Source organism: Micromonospora sp. CA-248260 (genome assembly GCF_050942205.1).
GTDB classification, from domain to species: Bacteria; Actinomycetota; Actinomycetes; order Mycobacteriales; family Micromonosporaceae; genus Micromonospora; species Micromonospora antibiotica.
The window spans coordinates 2,617,900-2,634,713 of record NZ_CP192021.1; the positions used below are offsets into that span (position 1 = coordinate 2,617,900).

A 16,814-nucleotide genomic window follows, 5' to 3' on the forward strand; every position below is an offset into this window, starting at 1 on the left:
GGGCGAACCCGGCGACGCCACCGACGACGTCGTCCGGCTCGTGCCGCGCTGCGCCGCCGCATGCCGGGTGTGTCCCAGAAGATGCTCACCCACACCCTGCGTCAACTCGAAGGCGCCGGCCTCGCCCGCCGCTGGGTGGAACCCACGAGTCCGCCCGCCGTGCACTACTCGTTGACAGCGCTCGGCGACACGCTCGTCGGTCCGTTGCGCGAGCTCAAACGCTGGGCCGAGCTGAACATGGGTGCGATCGATGCGCTGCGTACGGCTGCGGTCAAGGCCCGTCACGACCAGTAGGCAAGGAGGGCGGGCGGATCCTGTCACGGGGTGATGGTCGAGACCCGCGTACTCCCGACAGGTCGACGCCAGGCCGGCACCTCGACGGATGGAAGCCAGCACCACCCCGGTCCTTCCGTCGTTTCCGGGTGGGCCGCCTGCCCGGTCATCCCGGCACACCCTGCTGCTCCCGCTCCCGTCAGCCGCCCGGGCAGCGGTTGTCGCCGCCGCTGAGTTCCACGCAGTGCCCTGGCGGGCCGGGCGTCGTGTCTGCCGGCACCGGAGTGAGACCCCGCCCGACGGATGCGGCGAACGGTAGGGCGGGCACGGCGATCACGACGGTCAGCACCAGGAAGACGATCGCGGTTCGGACCAGCCGCAGCCGGTACGCGACGAGCGCGATGACTGCCGGGCCGGCGATCGCCACCAACGCGGCGACCAGCAGGGCCAGGCTCGCCTGGCGTCCGAGGCCCACCAGCTCGTCGGGCCGGCCGTCGTAGTTGGCGTTCCACTGCGCCAAGCCGATGCTCAGCCACCACACGGCTGCCGCGATCAGCCCGCCGATCCAGACCAGGACCAGGAGCCCCACGATCGGGCCACCCCACCGACGTGCACCGGCCGCCTCAGAAGTCACGCGGTCCAGCGTGGACGGTCCGACCCGACCAGGCATGAGTCGGCGTACTCAGCGCGCTCGTCGAGGCTGTGTTCGTCGGCCCGGGGGACATCCGACCGCAGTCAGGCGCGGGCGTTCGGGGCTGGTTTCTCCGTGAGCTGCCACCGGTCGCCGTGACCCGCGGCGACAACGACCGCCTCGCGTCACCGGTGAACCCCGAAGCGAAGTCCGGCGGGGAAGGCCGCCGGTGCAGCGGCGGCGCCGTGCCGGTCGTCGGTGACAATGAAGTCAACCTGTCTCGGGCAGGATTCAGGATGGCTGACTACTACCCTGTGCAGATCCAATGGCTGTCCCATCGCTGTCAAAATCCATCAGTGGGCACTCAGGAAGTCGGCGGGGGATCGACCGAAAACAGTGTTGCAGCGACGAGGCGCGCTGTCATCCACAATGGAAAATGGGGATTCAGCTGTGCAACCAACGGTCGTGGTGGATCGCCTCGGCGAGAGGTCGGCGTCGACGCCACCCGTGCCGTTCCAGGTCGGGCACGGACTCCAGGTGGGTGACCGGCCCGACGCAGAGCCAGGCCACCGGCCGGATGCCGGCCGGTGCGCCCAGCAGCCCGGCCAGGAACGACTCTCGGTAGAAGGAGACCCACCCGACGCCCAGCCCTTCGGCGGTGGCGGCGAGCCAGAGATTCTGGATGGCCAGGCAGACCGAGTAGAGACCGGCGTCGGCGATGGCGTGCCGCCCGAGCACGGCCGGGCCCCCACGCTGCGGGTCGTACGTGACGACGACCGACAGCGTCGACTCCAACACCCCGTCGATCTTGATGCCCGCGAACCGTTCGGCCGCCGCGCCGTCCAGGGTGGCGGCGAACGTCGCCCGCTCGGCCTGCACGTGCCGGTGGAACCGACGACGGATGGCAGGGTCCCGGACCAGGACGAAGTCCCACGGCTGTGAGTAACCGACGCTGGGTGCGGCGTGCGCGGCGTCCAGGATCCGGTGCAGGGCGCCGTCCGGCACCGGTTCCCCGGTGAACTGGGCCCGGACGTCCCGGCGGCGGTGGATGGCGTCGTAGAGTTCCACAGGCAGGCTCCCGCTGCGCTCGGCCCACCCCGGACGGGCGGGCGGTCGACGCGAGGCCGGTCTTCGGACTCCCGGATCGACGCCAACCCGTCCGCCTTCCCAGCCGTACGGCCAGTGGCTGCGCTCCTCGCGCCTGGACGGTCGCTCCCCGGTCACCGTGGCGGGCCCGTGCCGGAATCACACCGGCTTCCCGATTCTCCCCGCACCCGCGGGGCACCTCGCACGATCATGCCGCCGCCGATGCTAACCCGTGCCGGTGACGCAGGCCGGCCACGCCCCCGGCGGGCGGCGGGCGGTCACCCGCGCGGACTCCACCCCGGCGGTGTGCCCGCCGATCGCGAAGATCCTCCTGCCGCTGGTGACCGCCGCGCCTTCACGATGGGCGGTGGTGGTGCCGGTGACCGTCGCCCAGGTGCCGGTGTCGGGTGAGTACGCGTCCACCCGGGTGGTGTCCACGCAGTCGACAGGTCTTCCCGAAGGGTCGGTGACCAGTTCACAGCCACCTGTCGCATAGATCCGGCCGTCCGGGCCGGTCGTGGCGTCGACCAGACACCGCCGGCTGGGAAGCGGCGCGAGAGTCGCCCAGGTGTCGGTGGTGGGCGAGTACGCCTCGACGACGTCGAGGACGTTCAGGACGCCGTCCCCGCAGCCGCCGATCGCGTAGATCCGCCCGTCTGGTCCGCCGGTCACCCCCATCTCGTAGCGCGGCGTGGGCATCGACGCCGCGGTGGTCCACCGGTCCACCGTCGGCTCGTAGACCTCCAGGGTGGACAGCGAGCCGCGACGGTCCCCGCCGACGGCGTAGACCCGGCCGTCGGTGCCGGCCGTCGCGGCGAGCAGTTGCCGTCCGCTGGGCATCGACGCGACGGGCACCCAGTGGTCGTCGCCCGGCGTCAGGGCGAGCACGGAGCTGAGGAACGCTCCCTCGGCACCGGGAGAGCTGCCACCGATCGCGTAGACGCGCCCGTCCCCGCCGGTGGCCGCCGCATGGCGGTACCGGGGCCGGGGCAGCGACGGACCGGCCCTCCACCGCCGCGTCCGAGGCGTGTAGACCTCCACCACCGTGGTGACCGAAGCCGCGTCGGCACCCCCGATCGCGAAGATCGACCCGTCCGGCGCCGTGGCCGCCGCCAGCGCGAAGCGGGAACTCGACAGCGCGTCGTCGGCCCGCCAACGGAGGGCGGGTCGGTCGCCCCTGGCGGCGGCACCGGCGACGGGTGCCGGCAGTTGGGCCACCGCGACGGCAATGGCGAGGAACAGTGTCCTCCATGGTGCGGCGCGGCCGAGAATGCGAATTGTCGTCACGACTGGGATGCTCCCTTCGCGCTGGGTCGACGGGCGTTTTCCGCTGATCGGCAGGCTAGCAGTCCGGCGTACGCGGCAGCCGCGAAGGACCTGCCAATTTCCCCCGAGGGTGAAAATGGTGTCGTGGCTGAATGTGTGTTCGCTCGGGAAGCTGTCGCCGGTCACCACTTGGGGTCGTGTCCGCACGATGCGGAAGGGAATTCTCCTCACGTGCGCCGTGGGTGGTGCCGGCGTCGGGCGGGGAACGCGACGCCGTGATTGCCGGCTGCCGCCCGTGGTGAGGGGGTCGGCACCCGCGGGACGGTCCGGCCACCACGCCGGACGGCGCGTCGGCGTGACGTTGCGGGGCTGTCCGGTCGGCCAGGTCCGCCCCCGTTCCCCGGCGGGATCCTGGTGGTGCACCGCCCTCCGGGCGTCCGCCACGCGCAGTGACCGCCGACTGCGCCGAAACCGGGACGGTTCACCATGATGGACAGCGCTACGGACACCTGACCATGAGCCATACGGACCAGCTCAAATCAGCCGCAACCCCGCCGGCGAACTCCCGGCCGGCCATCAATACGTATTGACGCACCCCATCGTTAATGTTACCGTCAGTCATACTCTGGTCGCTAGCTGTGGCAATGGATCGAAGCAATATCCGGCACCGACCGATGATGCTGTCCAAGTTGATTCACCGTAGGTCACCCCGTGGCGAAACAGCGCCGGGTTCGCTCCCGGGCACTGACATCTCTGTGATTACGCGACACGAGTTTGCGCTTTTTCGACAGATTGCGGGTGTCTGTAGGAAGGAGAGGTAGTGACCGAGGCCCTGGTGAATTCGGCACACGCGACGGATTCGGCTGAACTGCCACTGTCGTTCGCCCAGGAACAGTTGTGGTTCCTCGACCAACTCGCCCCCGGCACACCGACGTACAACGTCGCCGTGCTGTACCGGATCGACGGCGACCTGGATCACTCGGCACTACAGACCGCGATGACCCGGGTCGTCGCGAACCACGACATCCTCCGCGCGCGCTTCGACGCGCACGACGGCGTTCCCTACCAGGTCATCGCAGCTCCTCCGGAGCAGGCGCTCGTGATCGACGACTCCACCGCAGCGGGGGAACTCCGGGAGACACGTGCCCTCGACGCGGCCACCACGCTGGCACGGACACCGTTCGACCTGGCCGTGGGCCCGCTCTACAGGTTCCGCCTGTTCCGCGTCGCAACGGAACGACACCTGTTGTCCATCGTCATTCACCACATCGTGTGTGACGGCTGGTCCATCAACCTGATCAGTGACGAGATCCGCAGGTCGTACGCGGCGATCCGGCAGGGTCACGAACTCCCGGCCGGCCGGGCCGCCACCGACTACGCCGATTTCGTCAAGGCCCAGCGGGTCGCCTTCGAAGACGGCACCTTCGAAGCGCAGCTCACCTACTGGAAGTCCCAACTGTCGGGCCTGCCGGCGTTGAACCTGCCGGCTGACCACCCGCGACCGCCGTACACCGTCCACCGCGGCGAACACCTCAGCCGGGTCTTTCCGGCATCGATCGGTGCCACCGCGCGCCGCCTCGCCCGGTCGCAGAAGGTCTCACTGTCGATGCTCCTGACCGCGGCCCTCGGGGTGGTCCTGTCCCGTTACACCGGTGAGGAGGACCTCGCCGTCGGCACCACCGCACTCGGTCGGTCCGATCCCGACCTGGAACAGGTCGTCGGCATCTTCGTCAACGCGGTGGTGCTGCGGCTGGACCTGTCCGGAAAGCCCACCTTCGCCGAGCTGCTCGATCGGGTCAAGGACACCTCCCTGCGGGCCTACGAGCTTCAGGACGTGCCGTTCGAGCGGGTGGTCGACCGCCTTGCCGTCCCCCGCGACCCCAGCCGCAATCCGTTGTTCGACGTCCTTCTCCAGGTGCTCAACGAGGAGACCGGCAGCGGCTCCCTCGACCTGCCCGGAGCCACCATCAGTGTGGTCGACCAGCAGACGATGCACTCCCGGTTCGACCTGTCGCTGACCTTCGCCGAGTCGGCGACCGAGCTGAGGGTGTCGGCGGAGTATTCGACGGAGCTGTTCGCCCGGTGGCGCATCGACCAACTGCTCACCCACATCGAGCGCGTCCTGACCGGTGCGGCCGCCGACCCCGGCATCAGGGTGTCCGAGATCGACCTGCTGTCCGCCGACGACCGGGCCGAGTTGATGCGGCTGGGTCGCGGTCCGGACGACGCCGTCCGCTCCGATCCCGTGCACGTCCTCGTCGCGGAACGGGCCGCAGCGGCACCCGACTCCGTCGCGGCGGTCTTCGAGGGCGTCGAGCTGACCTACGGGGAACTGGACCGACGTGCCGCCGTCCTCGCCGCCCACCTGAGGCACCGGTGCGGGGTCAGACACGAAGAGCTGGTGGGGGTCGCGATGGATCGCGGCCTGGACGTCCTCGTGGCGTTCCTCGGTGTCGCCAAGGCGGGCGCCGCGTACGTGATCCTCGACATCGACCACCCGGTCGGCCGCCTGGAGTTCATTCTCGACGACACCGACGCACACGTGGTGCTGACCACGAGCGACCTGCTCGCCAGCCTTCCCGAGCCCCGGTCGCGTCGTTACCTGTGCCTGGACCGCGACTGGCCGGACATCGAGTCCGCCGGGGCCGGGGGAGCAGGCGACCCGCTCGACGAGGTGAGCACCGGGGACTCGTTGGTCAGCGTGATCTACACCTCCGGTTCGACGGGCCGCCCCAAGGGGGTGCTGACCGAGCACCGGGCGTTGGTGTCCTACCTGGTCCCGTTCGCCGAGACCTTCAAGTTCGGCCCCGGCGACCGGATCCTGCAGTTCGCGTCACTCGCTTTCGACCTGTGTCAGGCAGAGGTCTACGCCGCGCTCATCAGCGGCGCCACGCTGGTGTGTGCACGCCGGGAGACCCTGCACTCGACGGAGTCGCTGTCCGCGCTGATCCGCGACGAGCGCATCACCTTCGTCGGCGCACCTCCGACGCTGCTGGCGCTGCTCGACGACGGCCCGTACCCGCACCTGCGCCACGTGTTCACCGGAGGTGAGGCGTGCCCGGCCGAGCTGGCCAACCGGTGGAACGTCGCGGGTCGGACGTTCGTCAACGGCTACGGCCCCACCGAGGCGGCGATCGGCGTGACGCTGCACGTCGTACCCCGCGGGGAATACCGGACCTCGCCGCCCATCGGCGGGCCCATCACCCGACGTCGCTTCTACGTCGTCGACGAGCAGTTGGCGCTGGTGCCGGTCGGGGTGCCGGGTGAACTGCTGATCGGTGGCGACGAGGGGCTGGCCCGCGGCTACCTCAACCGCCCCGACCTGCACAGCGAGAAGTTCATCCCGGACCCGTTCCGGTCCACCGGACGGGTGTACCGCACCGGCGACCTCGTCCGCTGGAACCGCGAGGGCCACCTGGAGTTCCTGGGCCGGATCGACACGCAGATCAAGCTGCGGGGCCTACGGATCGAGGTCGAGGAGATCGAAGCGGTGCTGCGTACCCATCCCGCGGTCGACACGGCGGCGGTGAAGCTGGCCGAGGACGCGCGGGGCCAGCAGATCCTCGCCGGCTACGTGACCCTGACCGGGTCGACGGAACCATCGGTCGCCGAGTTGCGCCGGCACGCCGCCCAGTTTCTGCCGTCATACATGGTCCCGCAGGCCTGGCGGGTGCTGGAGAGCCTGCCGATGTCGCTCAGCGGCAAGCTCAACCGGAGGGCACTGCCCGCACCGGCGGCGTACGTCCAGGCCGACCGGGAGGTCGTCGCGCTGGCCACCCCGACCGAACGGCAGGTCGCCGCCGTCTTCGCCGACGTCCTCGGCATGGCCGCCTGGCGACTCAGCGCCGACGACGACTTCTTCGAACTGGGTGGCAACTCGTTGCAGGCGATGCGGGTCATCAGCCGGGTCAACCAGGCGTTCAGCGCGAAACTCGGCGTCCGGACCCTGTACGGCTCGCCCAACCTGCGCGACTTCGCCCAGCAGGTGCACCTCCAGGCCGTCGCACCACCGGCCGCCGATCCGGCCGCCGAACCGCCCCACCAGCAGGCGGGCCCGCCCGCCGATGCGCTGAGCCTGGCGCAGACGATCGCGCTGGCCATGACCGACGTCCTGGTGTCACCGGCCACCCCGGCCGCCGTCACCGACAACCTGTTCGCACTCGGCGCCGACGAGGAGCACGCGGCGAAGCTGCTCCAGCTGATCGAGCAACGCCTGGGCACCCGGATCACGGCCCGGGACCTCTACACGCCCGTCGTCCTCGCCGCAGCGGTGCAGGCGCGACGGGCCGCCGACCAGCAGGCCGACACCTGGTCACCGCTGGTGACCCTGGCCGCCGCACCCAACGACGGCACGTACCCGCCGCTGTTCTGCGTCCCCGGCGCGTCCGGCTCCCCGTCCATCTTCGCCGGAGTCGCCCGCCGGCTGAGCCCGGAACGGACGATCATCGGTCTCGAAGCGCCGGGGCTGGAGCCGGGTCAGCACGCGCTGCCCGACGTGGTGGCGTTGGCCGGCCGTTTCGTAGCGGCGATCCGGGAACGGCAGCCGACGGGCCCCTACCATCTGCTCGGCTGGTCGATGGGTGGGTTGGTCGCGTTCGAGATGGCGCGGCAGCTCACGGAGGCCGGTGCGCCGGTGCCGTTCCTGACCGTCGTCGACACCCCGCTGCCGGACCCGTCCCGGACGCCCGACGACCGGCGCACCGTCGAACAGTTCGTCGCCGACATCGCGGCCGAGGCCGGTCGGGACGCCCCCGAACTTCCCCCGGGCTACCAGGGCCTTCCCGATCAGTTCGACGCGCTGTACGCGTTCCTGCGGGACACGGTGCTACCGGCGGAGATCGGGCCGGATCAACTCGGTTGCCGCCTGTCCGTCTACCGGGCCAGCGTGCGGGCCACCTTCCGCTACCGGCCCACCTGGACCTACCCCGGCCGGCTTTCCGTGCTCAGGACCCCGGGGGCGGTACCGGCCGGGCAGTGGGCCCCGCTGGCGGCCACGGTACGCGAGTACCGCGCCCCCGGCGCGCACCATTCGATGTGGTCCGGCGAGCACCGCCCCGTCCTCGCGGCGGTCATCGACACCCTCCTCGCCGCAGCGGGAGAGTGAGGGTGTTCCAGCGACTGCCAGTGCGTGAGCGGCGGAGCAGAACGGGCCTGTGGTGGCAGAACCGGGACTTCCGCCTGTTCTGGATAGGCGAGACGGTGTCGATGTTCGGGACCCAGGTCACCGCACTCGCGTTGCCGCTGACGGCGATTCTCGTGCTCGACAGCAGCACCGAGCAGGTGGGTCTGCTGCGGATGGCCCAGCTCCTGCCGTACCTGCTGCTCTCGTTGCTCTTCGGTGCCCTCGCCGACCGGATGCCGCGACGGCCGCTCATGGTCGGGGCGAATGCGGTCCGGCTGGTGCTGGTCGGCCTCGTGCCGATCCTCGCCGTCACCGGTCAGTTGAGTCTCGGCTGGCTCTACGTCGTCACCGCAGGGGTGGGTGTCGCCGCGGTGATGTTCGACGTGTGCTGGGTGTCCTACGTGCCCACCATCGTCGCCGACCACACCCGACTCATCGAGGCGAACAGCCGCATCGGCGCGGCGGACGCCGCCGCCCACATCGGTGGGCCCGGCCTTGCCGGTGTACTGGTGAACATCCTCACCGCCCCCATCGCGCTCGTCGTGAACGCCGCGTCGTACGCGGTCTCGATCGCCATGCTGCTGCAGATCAGGGCCCGCGAGGTGAAGCCGGAACGGAGCGACACGCCCCGCAACCTGCGGACCGAACTGGGCGAGGGACTGCGCTGGGTGTTCGGTAACCCGCTGCTGCGCATCCTCGCGATCCTGGGTGCCTGCTACAACTTCTTCCTGATGTTCATCCAGACGGTGTTCCTGGTGTATGCCGTCCGGGAGCTTTCCCTGAGCACCGCCGTCATCGGCGGCATCCTCTCGTCGGGTGCCGTCGGTGGCCTGATCGGCGCCGCGTCGGCGCAGGCCGCAGCGCGGCGGTTCGGCGTCGGTCGGGTGTACGTGGCCTGCGCGAGCGTGTCCTTCTCCAGCTGGATCGTGGTCCCGGCAGCCGGCGGACCGACGGTGGTGCTCACCGCCGTGCTGGTGGCGGTGTTCCTGGCCTCCGCGGTGGCGATGGGGGCGACGAACGTCATCGTCGTCAGCCTTCGGCAGACCTTGACCCCCGACACGCTGATGGCCCGGATGAACGCGGTCATGCGCATGCTGATGCTCGGCGTCGCCGCGCTCGGTGGCCCCGTCGGAGGCGGACTGGCCACCGTCATCGGTCTACGCCCCGCCCTGTGGGTGGCGGCGGGGGCGTCGATCCTGGCGTTCGTCGTGTTCTTCCCGCGCCGGATCCTGCACCTGACGGAACTCCCCGAACCGGCCGCGACCCGGTGACCGGGGCCGGCGGACGACCACCGCTGCGCCGGGCACGTCGGCACCCACCCGGCAACCGGGCGGCCACCCCGAGACCGCAGCGTGGCGGCCTCCGGGCCGACAGGGTCCTCCCAATCCGCTAGACCTCGACCACCGCAAATCCCCCCGATGGTCAAAACACGAGTCCGGCGGCCCGACCGGGTCGGGCCGCCGGATACCGTTCAGAGGGTTGGTGATCCGTAGAGCAGGCGGTTGGGTGAGCCGCTGCCGGGATTGGTCACCACCCCTGGGGTTGCGCTGTTGACCAGGTAGGAGTGCACCTGCGCCGGGGTCCAGGTCGGATTCTTGCCCAGTACCCGGGCGGCCATTCCGGCCACGTGCGCGGAGGCCTGGAGGGTGAGATCGAGGGACGTGACGGCGGGGTCGAGCGATATCGGGTACGGCCCGCCCGCGAAGACCGGACGTCCCGCGCACCGCGCCGATCGACGCCGCGCGACTCGGTCGACGCCGCCCGGTTCGGTCAGCGTCCGCCGCGGATCAGGTCGAGGGGGGCGGTGCGGATGCCGAAGTGCTGCCGCAGGGCGCGGCCGGCGGCGTGCAGCCCGGACATGCCGTGCACGGCCGGGCCGGGTGGGGTGGAGGCCGAGCAGAGGTAGACGCCGGGCAGCGGGGTCCGGTACGGGTCCCAGCGGGCCGCCGGCCGCATCACCAGCTGCCAGGGTGTGACCGCGCCGCCGGAGATGTCCCCGCCGACGTAGTTCGGGTTGTGGCTGCCGGCCTGCGCCGCCGGCACCACGTGGGTGGCCAGGATCAGGTCGCGGAAGCCGGGCGCGAAGCGTTCCACCTGGGCGACGATCTGGTCGCTGACGTCGCGCGGGGAGCCGTTCGGCACGTGCGCGTACGTCCAGAGCACCTGCTTGCCGGCGGGTGCGCGGGTCGGGTCGACCACGCCGGGCTGCACCGCGAGCACGTACGGGCGTTGCGGGTGCCGGCCGCGTACCACCGCGGTTTCGGCGATCCGGGCCTCGGTGGCCGAGCCGACCAGGTGCAGGGTGCCGGCGCGGGCGCATTCCGGATCCGCCCACGGCACCGGCCCGGAGAGCGCGAAGTCGACCTTGCAGGCGGCCCCGCCGTACCGGAAGGAACGCAGACTGCGCACGTAGCCGGCAGGTAGCCGGTCGCCGGCGATGCGCAGCAGGCCGGCGGGGGAGACGTCGAGCAGGACCGTGCGGGCCGGCGGCAGTTGGGCCAGGTCGTCGATCCGGCTGCCGGTGACCACCCGGCCGCCGAGTTGCCGTAGCCGGTTCACCATCGCGTCGGTGATCGCCCGGCTGCCACCTGCGGGGACCGGCCAGCCGACCGCGTGTCCGAGGGTGGCCAGCAGCAGGCCGGCCCCGGCCGGGGCGAGCCGGCGCGGTGGGGCGATCGCGTGCGCCGCGACCCCGGCCAGCAGTGCGGCGGCCTCCCCGGTGCGGAACCGGGCCGCCGCGGCCGGGGTGCCCTGTTCCAGGGTGCGGAGCCCGAGCAGCAGTGCGGCGAGCGGGTCGCGGGGCACCCGGCGCAGGTCGGACATGGCCGTGTCGACCACTCCCGACCAGCGTCGGACCAGCGGCCCGAGCAGGGACCGCCAGGCCGCCCCATCGGGACCCAGCCCCTCGGCGGTGCGGTCCAGGTCCCGCCAGGCCAGCGCCGCCCGCCCCCCGTCGAGCGGGTGGGCGTACGGGATCTCCGGCTGCAACAGCCGTACGCCGTGCGCGGCCAGGTCGAAGGCGCGGAAGAAGGGCGAGGCGAGGGCCATCGGGTGCACCGCGGAGCAGACGTCGTGGTGGAATCCGGGCAGGGTCAGTTCCTCGGTCCGGGTGCCACCGCCGGTGGTCCCGGCGGCCTCGTGCACCTGGACGCTCAGCCCTGCCGAGGCGAGCACCAGTGCGGCGGCCAGCCCGTTCGGGCCGGAGCCGACCACCACCGCGTCGAATCCGCCGGCTGCCTTCTGCGCTCCCATGGTGTGCCCTCCCGCCTCAGACCAACGCCTGTTCCGCAGCCAGACTGGCGTAGAGCGCATCCGTGCGGACCAGCTCCGGATGCGAACCCACGGAACGGGCCGTGCCATTCTCCAGCACGACGATCTTCTCGGCGGCGAGGACCGTGGAGAGCCGGTGCGCGACCACGACCACGGTGGTCCGGCGGGAGATCTCCTGGATCACCTCGCGCAGGGCGGCCTCGTTGGCGGCGTCCAGTTGCGAGGTCACCTCGTCGAGCAGCAGCAGCCGGGGACGGCGCAGCAGCGCGCGGGCCACCGCGATCCGTTGCCGCTCGCCGCCGGACAGGGAGAGCCCCCGGTGCCGGATCGGGGCGTCCAGGTCGCCGCCGAGCCGGTCCAGCAGGGTGCTGAGCCGGGTGGTCCGCAGCACCGCGTGGATCTCCTCGTCGGTCGCGCCGGGGGTGGCGTACGCGACGTTCTCCCGCAGCGTCCCGGCGAGCACCGCGACGTCCTGCTCGACGTACCCGATGGCGGCGCGCAGCTCGGCCAGCGGCCAGTCGGCCAGCGGCCGGCCGTCGACGAGGATCCGGCCCTGTTGTGGTTCGGTGAAGCGTTCGATCAGGGCGAGCACCGTGGTCTTGCCGGAGCCGGAGGGCCCGACCAGTGCGGTCAGCCCGCCCGCCGGCACGGTCAGGGTGAGGTCGCGCAGGGCCGGTTCGTCCCGGTCCGGGTACCGGAAGCAGACCTGTTCGAACACCACCTCCGCCGGTCCGCGGGCCGACCCCGCCCCGGTCGTGGTGGTCGGCCCGCCGGCTCCCGCCGACCCGGCCAGGACACCGGTTGCGGTGGTCGCCGCGGTGGCGGCCCTGACCGGCGGCGCGGGGGGCAGGTCGATCGGCTCGGTGGGCAGTGCGTCGATCTCGGCGATCCGGGTCAGCGCCGCCCGCCCGATCTGCAGGTAGGTGCCGGCGCCGACGAGCTGCATCACCGGGTGGCTCAGGTAGGCCACGTAGAGCAGGAAGGCCACCAGTGCCGAGACCGGCATCGCGCCGCTGGCCACCCGTGCGCCGCCGACCCCGAGCACGACCAGGAACGCGACCTGGATGGCCAGGCCGGCGCTGGTGCCGGCGACCGAGCCCCAACGGGCCAGGCTCACCCCCTGCCGGTACGCGGTCAGCGCCGCCGCGTCGATCCGGGCCGCCTCGGTGGCCTCGGTGCCAGAGGCCTTCATCGTGGTGAACGCGCCCAGCGCCCGTTCCAGGGCGGCGCCCATGTCGCCCACCGACTCCTGGGAGCGCAGCGCGGCGGCGCGGATGCGGGGCATCAACAACCCCATGATGACCACCAGCAGCACCACCACGACCGCGGTCACCCCGAGCAGGGCCAGGTCGACCACCGCCATCAGTGCTACGGCGCCGAGCAGCATGACGCCGCCGGTGAAGATGTCGATCAGGGACTGGCTGGCGATCTGCCGCAGCAGCATGGTGTCCCCGGCGACCCGGGCCAGCAGGTCGCCGGGGGCCTGCCGCTGCAACGCCGGCACGGTGAGCCGCAGCAGGTGCCGGACCAGGCCGCGCCGTCCGTCCAGGGCGACCGCCTCGGCGGTGCGCAGGATCAGGTAGTTGCCGACTCCGAGCAGTACGGCGGCGATGATCACCAGCCCGGTCAGCACGACCAGCGCCCGGCCCACCCCCTGACCGGCGGTGAGGCCGTCGATCAGCGCCTTGGCGGCCAGCGGCTGGGCCAGCCCGAGCAGGCTGGAGGCGAGCAGCAGCACGGCGGCGGCCACGAACGGCCCCCGGTGTGGCCGGACGTATCCGGCGATCATGCGCAGCCAGTGCCGCTCACCGGCGGCCGGGGTGGTCACCGGTCACCCGGGGCGCGGTAGACGGTGACGTACATCGGTTCCGCGCCGGTGAACTCGTTGCCGGCCCAGTCGCTGTGCCGGGCCACCCGGACCAGTCCGGCCTGTTCGGCGTACCCGTCGACCTCGTCGGGGGTGGTGAGCCGGCTCAGCTCCGAGGCGATCCGGGACCGGCCCTCGGAGATCCAGATGTGCGCCAGGTGCCAGATCCCGTTCGCCACGTCGATGGTGGAGTACGACAGCAGCCCGGTGTCCTGGCCGGGGTAGGGCACGAAGAAGGAGTCGCGGGCCCGGCCCTGGTTGAGCACGGCCAGCGCGAACTGCGGGTTGTGGGTCTCCACCACGAGGAGCCCGCCGGGGGCCAGCCGGGCGGCGGCGGCCTTCACGACCCGTTGCTGTTCCTGCGGGTCCAGCAGCATCGACAGGGTGCCGCAGATGCAGTAGACCAGGCCGTACCGGCGGTCGTCGGACCAGTCGCGGATGTCGCCGTGCACCGGCGTGACCGGGCGGGGTCGCTCGGTGAGGGCGGCCCGCAGCGCGTCGAGCATCTCCGGCGACGAGTCCACCCCGACGATCTCGCCGACCCGGTCGGCCAGCGGCAGGGCGATCCGGCCGGTGCCGACGCCAAGCTCCAGGGTGGGTGCTCCGCCGCCCGGGTGCAGGCCGGCGAGGTACGCGACGGCCGGCTCCGCCGCCGTCCCGCCGGGGAAGAGTTGGTCGTAGAAGTCGACGAACTGGCGTCCGTAGCCGCTGTCGGCGATCTCAGTCATCTCGGGGTGCCCTCCGGCAACGGTTCGAACGGGGAGACCAGCAGGTAGTCCGGCTGGTGGGATTCGTCGTAGCCGGCGCTGCGGGCGATCACGAACTGGAATCCCCGGGGTACGTCCGCCCCGGCGTACTGCCGGTGTACGGCGTGCGCGACGAAGTCCCGCAGCACCTCGTACGGCGCGGTGGCGGTGATCTCGACGCCGGGGGTGCCCAGGTGCACGATCAGGTCGGCGCAGATGTCGAAGATCGCCTTGTCCTGCCGGCGTTCCGGGAACCAGACCACCTGCCGCCAGTGCCGGCGTGGGATGTGGGTGGTCTCCACCCAGCGGGTCTGCGCGCCGTCGGCGGTGAGCACCCGGTGCAGGACGTGGAAGTCGTGCTGCGCCGGTTCGGGGGCGAAGAAGCGCCAGTTGCCGATGAGCAACCCGGGTACGTCGTAGCGGCGGAACCGGTCGAAGACCTGTTGCGGGTGCTGGCTGAGCACGGTCACCCCGAACCAGCCGACCAGGCCGGCGGTGATCGCCGTGGTCAGTGGGCGCAGGTCGGAGCCGACCCGGCGGCTCATCGCCGGACCTCCGGGCCCGGCCCGGTGACGTCGTCGACGAACGCGGTGAGGATCGTGACGACCTCCGCGGACCGGTCGGCGTCGGTGAGGATCTCGTCGTGGTCGGCGTCGGCGATCAGGTGCCGCTGCGCCCGGGGGGCCGCGGCGGCGAACTCGTCGTGCAGGTCGGCCTGGACGGCGTCGGCACGTGCGGTCCGCCCGGCCGTCACCACCACCAGCGGTACGTCGATCCGGGGCAGCCCGGTGCTCTCGTCTTCGAAGCGTTCCTGCACCACCCGCCACTCCCGCCGGGCGGCGGCCCACAGTTGCGGGTCGCGGTACTGGGCCAGGGCCAGCGGGCGGACGGGCTCGGGCAGCCGGTCGATCCAGGGGGCCCGGGGCAGCAGTGAACCGAACCCGGCCCGCAGGGAACCGGGCATGATGGCCAGGGTGCTGGTCAGCGCCCGGCCACCCTCGGCCTGCCGTAGGGAACGGCGGAGTTCGGCGGGGTGGCTGGAGTCGACCAGGGCCACCCCGCGTACCTGTCCGCCGAGTTGTGCGGCGGCGAGCAGGGCCAGGTAGCCGCCGAGTGAGTGGCCGACCAGGACCACCGGGCGGTCGCCGGCCACGTGCCGGGTCAACTCGACCAGGTCGTCGACCATCGTCTCGAACCGGTACTCCCCGGTGTCCCGGTAGCGGCTGGCACCGTAGCCGGCCCGCTGGTAGGTGACCGTGGTGAACCGCTCACCGAGCGGACCGGCGATCCGCTCCCAGTGCTCGGCGGTGGCGGCCATCCCGCTCTCCAACACCACCACCGGCCCGTCACCGGCAGCCCCGCCGGACCGTGCCTCGGCCCCGCCGGACCGCGCCCCGGCACCGGTGGACCGGTCGGGTGGCGGGTTGCCGGCGTACCGGTAGGACAGGACATTGCCGGCGGCGGTGGTGACGGTGCGCTCGTCGCCGCGCCCCCGCTCGATCAGCCGACGCCGCCGGACCCGGGCGACCTGGCCGGCGGCGAAGAGCACCAGCCCGGCGGCCGCCGCCACGGCGGGCAGGGTGTCGTCGCGCCGGATGCCGGCCGCGTCGCCGGTGCGTTCCCGGGGCCGGGTGGTGTAGGCGACCGCCGGATAGGTGGAGGTGAACGCCCAGAAAAACCGACCGAGCCCCATCACCCGTGCGTTGACCAGGTGGAACGCCCCGGCGGTGGCGAGCAGGTACGGGGCGGGGCGGCCCTTAGCGGCGTAGGCCAGCGGAAACGCGCACTCCATCGCCAGCACCCCGTGGGCGGCGAGTTTCGTCAGCCGGGGGTAGCGGCGCATCAGCTGCCAGACCTGCGGGTCGCCGTAGGTGAGGGTCCGGGTGATGCCGGGCAGGGCGCGTCCGCTGCGCCAGGTCTCGCTGGGCAGCTTGGCCCAGCCGGAGACCGTGTACGACAGCACCGACTGCAGGGCGACGAACCAGAGGCAGGCGTCGACCACGGCGGGCCGGCGCTGGCCGGCGCGGGCGGCGGTGGTGAGCGCCTGGACCAGGAAGGAGACCTGGTCGGCGCCGTCGCTGCCGTAGAGGTGCTGGGCGTGCAGCGCGGCCTGGCTGCCGGAGAGCACCGCGTTCGCGGCGACCCGTTGCCGGCGGCCCAGCGGCAGCCAGAGCGCGGCCGCCGCGACGGCCCGGCTGACATGCAGCGCGGTGGCCACCCGGTCGTTGGCGGCCAGGTCCAGCGCCCGGGTCAGGCGGGGGGCGTGCTCGTGGAAGGTACGCCGGTTGACCGCCCAGTTGTTCGCCCCGCCCCGCTGCCGGTCCCGGCTGCGGGTGAGGTATTCCAGGCTGGCGAAGAGGTGGGTCACCGAGCTGATCCGCTCGGTCCAGTTCAGCACGGCGGAGCGGTCGAACGTGGCGGGCGGCCGGAGCCGGCGGTGCCAGGGTGCTCTCTTCATGGGTCAGCGCTTCCTGATGGTGCGGGGAGGACCGGGGCGGGACGGGTGGGCCGGTGGACCGCCGCGGCGGTCCACCGGCCCCGGGTGCTGCTACC

Annotated in this window: 12 protein-coding genes and 1 riboswitch; of the genes, 3 read left to right on the top strand and 9 right to left on the bottom strand. The window is 72.1% G+C overall.

The window, feature by feature from the left end:
* Nucleotides 1-48 precede the first annotated feature (48 nt).
* On the top strand, nucleotides 49-294 hold the full coding sequence (locus ACQP2H_RS11535) for a winged helix-turn-helix transcriptional regulator (RefSeq protein ID WP_433233523.1): 246 nt from the start codon (nucleotides 49-51) through the stop codon (nucleotides 292-294).
* Nucleotides 295-472: 178 nt separating this feature from the next.
* Here ACQP2H_RS11535 and ACQP2H_RS11540 read toward each other — a convergent pair whose 3' ends face one another.
* The 3 genes from ACQP2H_RS11540 to ACQP2H_RS11550 all read right to left on the bottom strand — a co-directional run bounded on the left by ACQP2H_RS11540 (nucleotide 473) and on the right by ACQP2H_RS11550 (nucleotide 3,277).
* Nucleotides 473-907: a hypothetical protein gene (locus ACQP2H_RS11540; protein ID WP_219460112.1), complete on the bottom strand. Its 435-nt coding sequence runs from the start codon at nucleotides 905-907 to the stop codon at nucleotides 473-475.
* A gap of 441 nt (nucleotides 908-1,348) precedes the next feature.
* Entirely contained in the window at nucleotides 1,349-1,972 is a 624-nt protein-coding gene (bluB, locus tag ACQP2H_RS11545; RefSeq protein ID WP_219460116.1) for a 5,6-dimethylbenzimidazole synthase, read from the bottom strand.
* Between the two features lie 37 nt (nucleotides 1,973-2,009).
* A riboswitch (cobalamin riboswitch) is annotated at nucleotides 2,010-2,208 on the bottom strand.
* A 7-nt stretch (nucleotides 2,209-2,215) separates the two neighbouring features.
* The gene (locus tag ACQP2H_RS11550; protein ID WP_357537364.1) at nucleotides 2,216-3,277 is read right to left on the bottom strand and encodes a Kelch repeat-containing protein; all 1,062 of its coding nucleotides are present in this window, start codon (nucleotides 3,275-3,277) and stop codon (nucleotides 2,216-2,218) included.
* Between the two features lie 799 nt (nucleotides 3,278-4,076).
* Here ACQP2H_RS11550 and ACQP2H_RS11555 point away from each other — a divergent pair.
* Together ACQP2H_RS11555 and ACQP2H_RS11560 are read left to right on the top strand one after the other, a co-directional pair.
* The gene (locus ACQP2H_RS11555; RefSeq protein WP_433232648.1) at nucleotides 4,077-8,360 is read left to right on the top strand and encodes a non-ribosomal peptide synthetase; all 4,284 of its coding nucleotides are present in this window, start codon (nucleotides 4,077-4,079) and stop codon (nucleotides 8,358-8,360) included.
* Between the two features lie 20 nt (nucleotides 8,361-8,380).
* Nucleotides 8,381-9,649 carry an MFS transporter gene (locus tag ACQP2H_RS11560; RefSeq protein WP_219460127.1) on the top strand — a complete coding sequence of 423 codons (1,269 nt, stop codon included), beginning with the start codon at nucleotides 8,381-8,383 and terminating at the stop codon, nucleotides 9,647-9,649.
* Between the two features lie 200 nt (nucleotides 9,650-9,849).
* Here ACQP2H_RS11560 and ACQP2H_RS11565 read toward each other — a convergent pair whose 3' ends face one another.
* The 6 genes from ACQP2H_RS11565 to ACQP2H_RS11590 all read right to left on the bottom strand — a co-directional run bounded on the left by ACQP2H_RS11565 (nucleotide 9,850) and on the right by ACQP2H_RS11590 (nucleotide 16,719).
* Nucleotides 9,850-9,996, bottom strand: a complete 147-nt coding sequence (locus ACQP2H_RS11565; protein ID WP_219460131.1) for a hypothetical protein — start codon at nucleotides 9,994-9,996, stop codon at nucleotides 9,850-9,852.
* A 152-nt stretch (nucleotides 9,997-10,148) separates the two neighbouring features.
* Nucleotides 10,149-11,630, bottom strand: coding sequence for a phytoene desaturase family protein (locus ACQP2H_RS11570; protein WP_219460134.1), 1,482 nt, complete (start codon nucleotides 11,628-11,630; stop codon nucleotides 10,149-10,151).
* Between the two features lie 16 nt (nucleotides 11,631-11,646).
* A complete protein-coding gene (locus ACQP2H_RS11575; protein WP_433232652.1) occupies nucleotides 11,647-13,476 on the bottom strand; it encodes an ABC transporter ATP-binding protein in 1,830 nt (609 codons plus the stop codon).
* The gene (locus ACQP2H_RS11580) at nucleotides 13,473-14,243 is read right to left on the bottom strand and encodes a class I SAM-dependent methyltransferase (protein WP_363821550.1); all 771 of its coding nucleotides are present in this window, start codon (nucleotides 14,241-14,243) and stop codon (nucleotides 13,473-13,475) included. Before ACQP2H_RS11580 ends, ACQP2H_RS11575 begins: the two co-directional genes overlap by 4 nt.
* On the bottom strand, nucleotides 14,240-14,806 hold the full coding sequence (locus tag ACQP2H_RS11585) for a hypothetical protein (RefSeq protein ID WP_219460146.1): 567 nt from the start codon (nucleotides 14,804-14,806) through the stop codon (nucleotides 14,240-14,242). The genes ACQP2H_RS11580 and ACQP2H_RS11585 overlap by 4 nt, the downstream gene beginning before the upstream one ends.
* A complete protein-coding gene (locus ACQP2H_RS11590; protein WP_219460150.1) occupies nucleotides 14,803-16,719 on the bottom strand; it encodes an alpha/beta fold hydrolase in 1,917 nt (638 codons plus the stop codon). Before ACQP2H_RS11590 ends, ACQP2H_RS11585 begins: the two co-directional genes overlap by 4 nt.
* Nucleotides 16,720-16,814 lie beyond the last annotated feature (95 nt).

What these genes read in the sequence shown, in the direction of transcription:
- ACQP2H_RS11565 (WP_219460131.1), bottom strand. Translation starts at nt 9,996, where the DNA reads ATGGCCGCCCGGGTACTGGGCAAGAATCCGACCTGGACCCCGGCGCAG.
- ACQP2H_RS11570 (WP_219460134.1), bottom strand. Translation starts at nt 11,630, where the DNA reads ATGGGAGCGCAGAAGGCAGCCGGCGGATTCGACGCGGTGGTGGTCGGC.
- ACQP2H_RS11580 (WP_363821550.1), bottom strand. Translation starts at nt 14,243, where the DNA reads ATGACTGAGATCGCCGACAGCGGCTACGGACGCCAGTTCGTCGACTTC.
- ACQP2H_RS11585 (WP_219460146.1), bottom strand. Translation starts at nt 14,806, where the DNA reads ATGAGCCGCCGGGTCGGCTCCGACCTGCGCCCACTGACCACGGCGATC.
- ACQP2H_RS11590 (WP_219460150.1), bottom strand. Translation starts at nt 16,719, where the DNA reads ATGAAGAGAGCACCCTGGCACCGCCGGCTCCGGCCGCCCGCCACGTTC.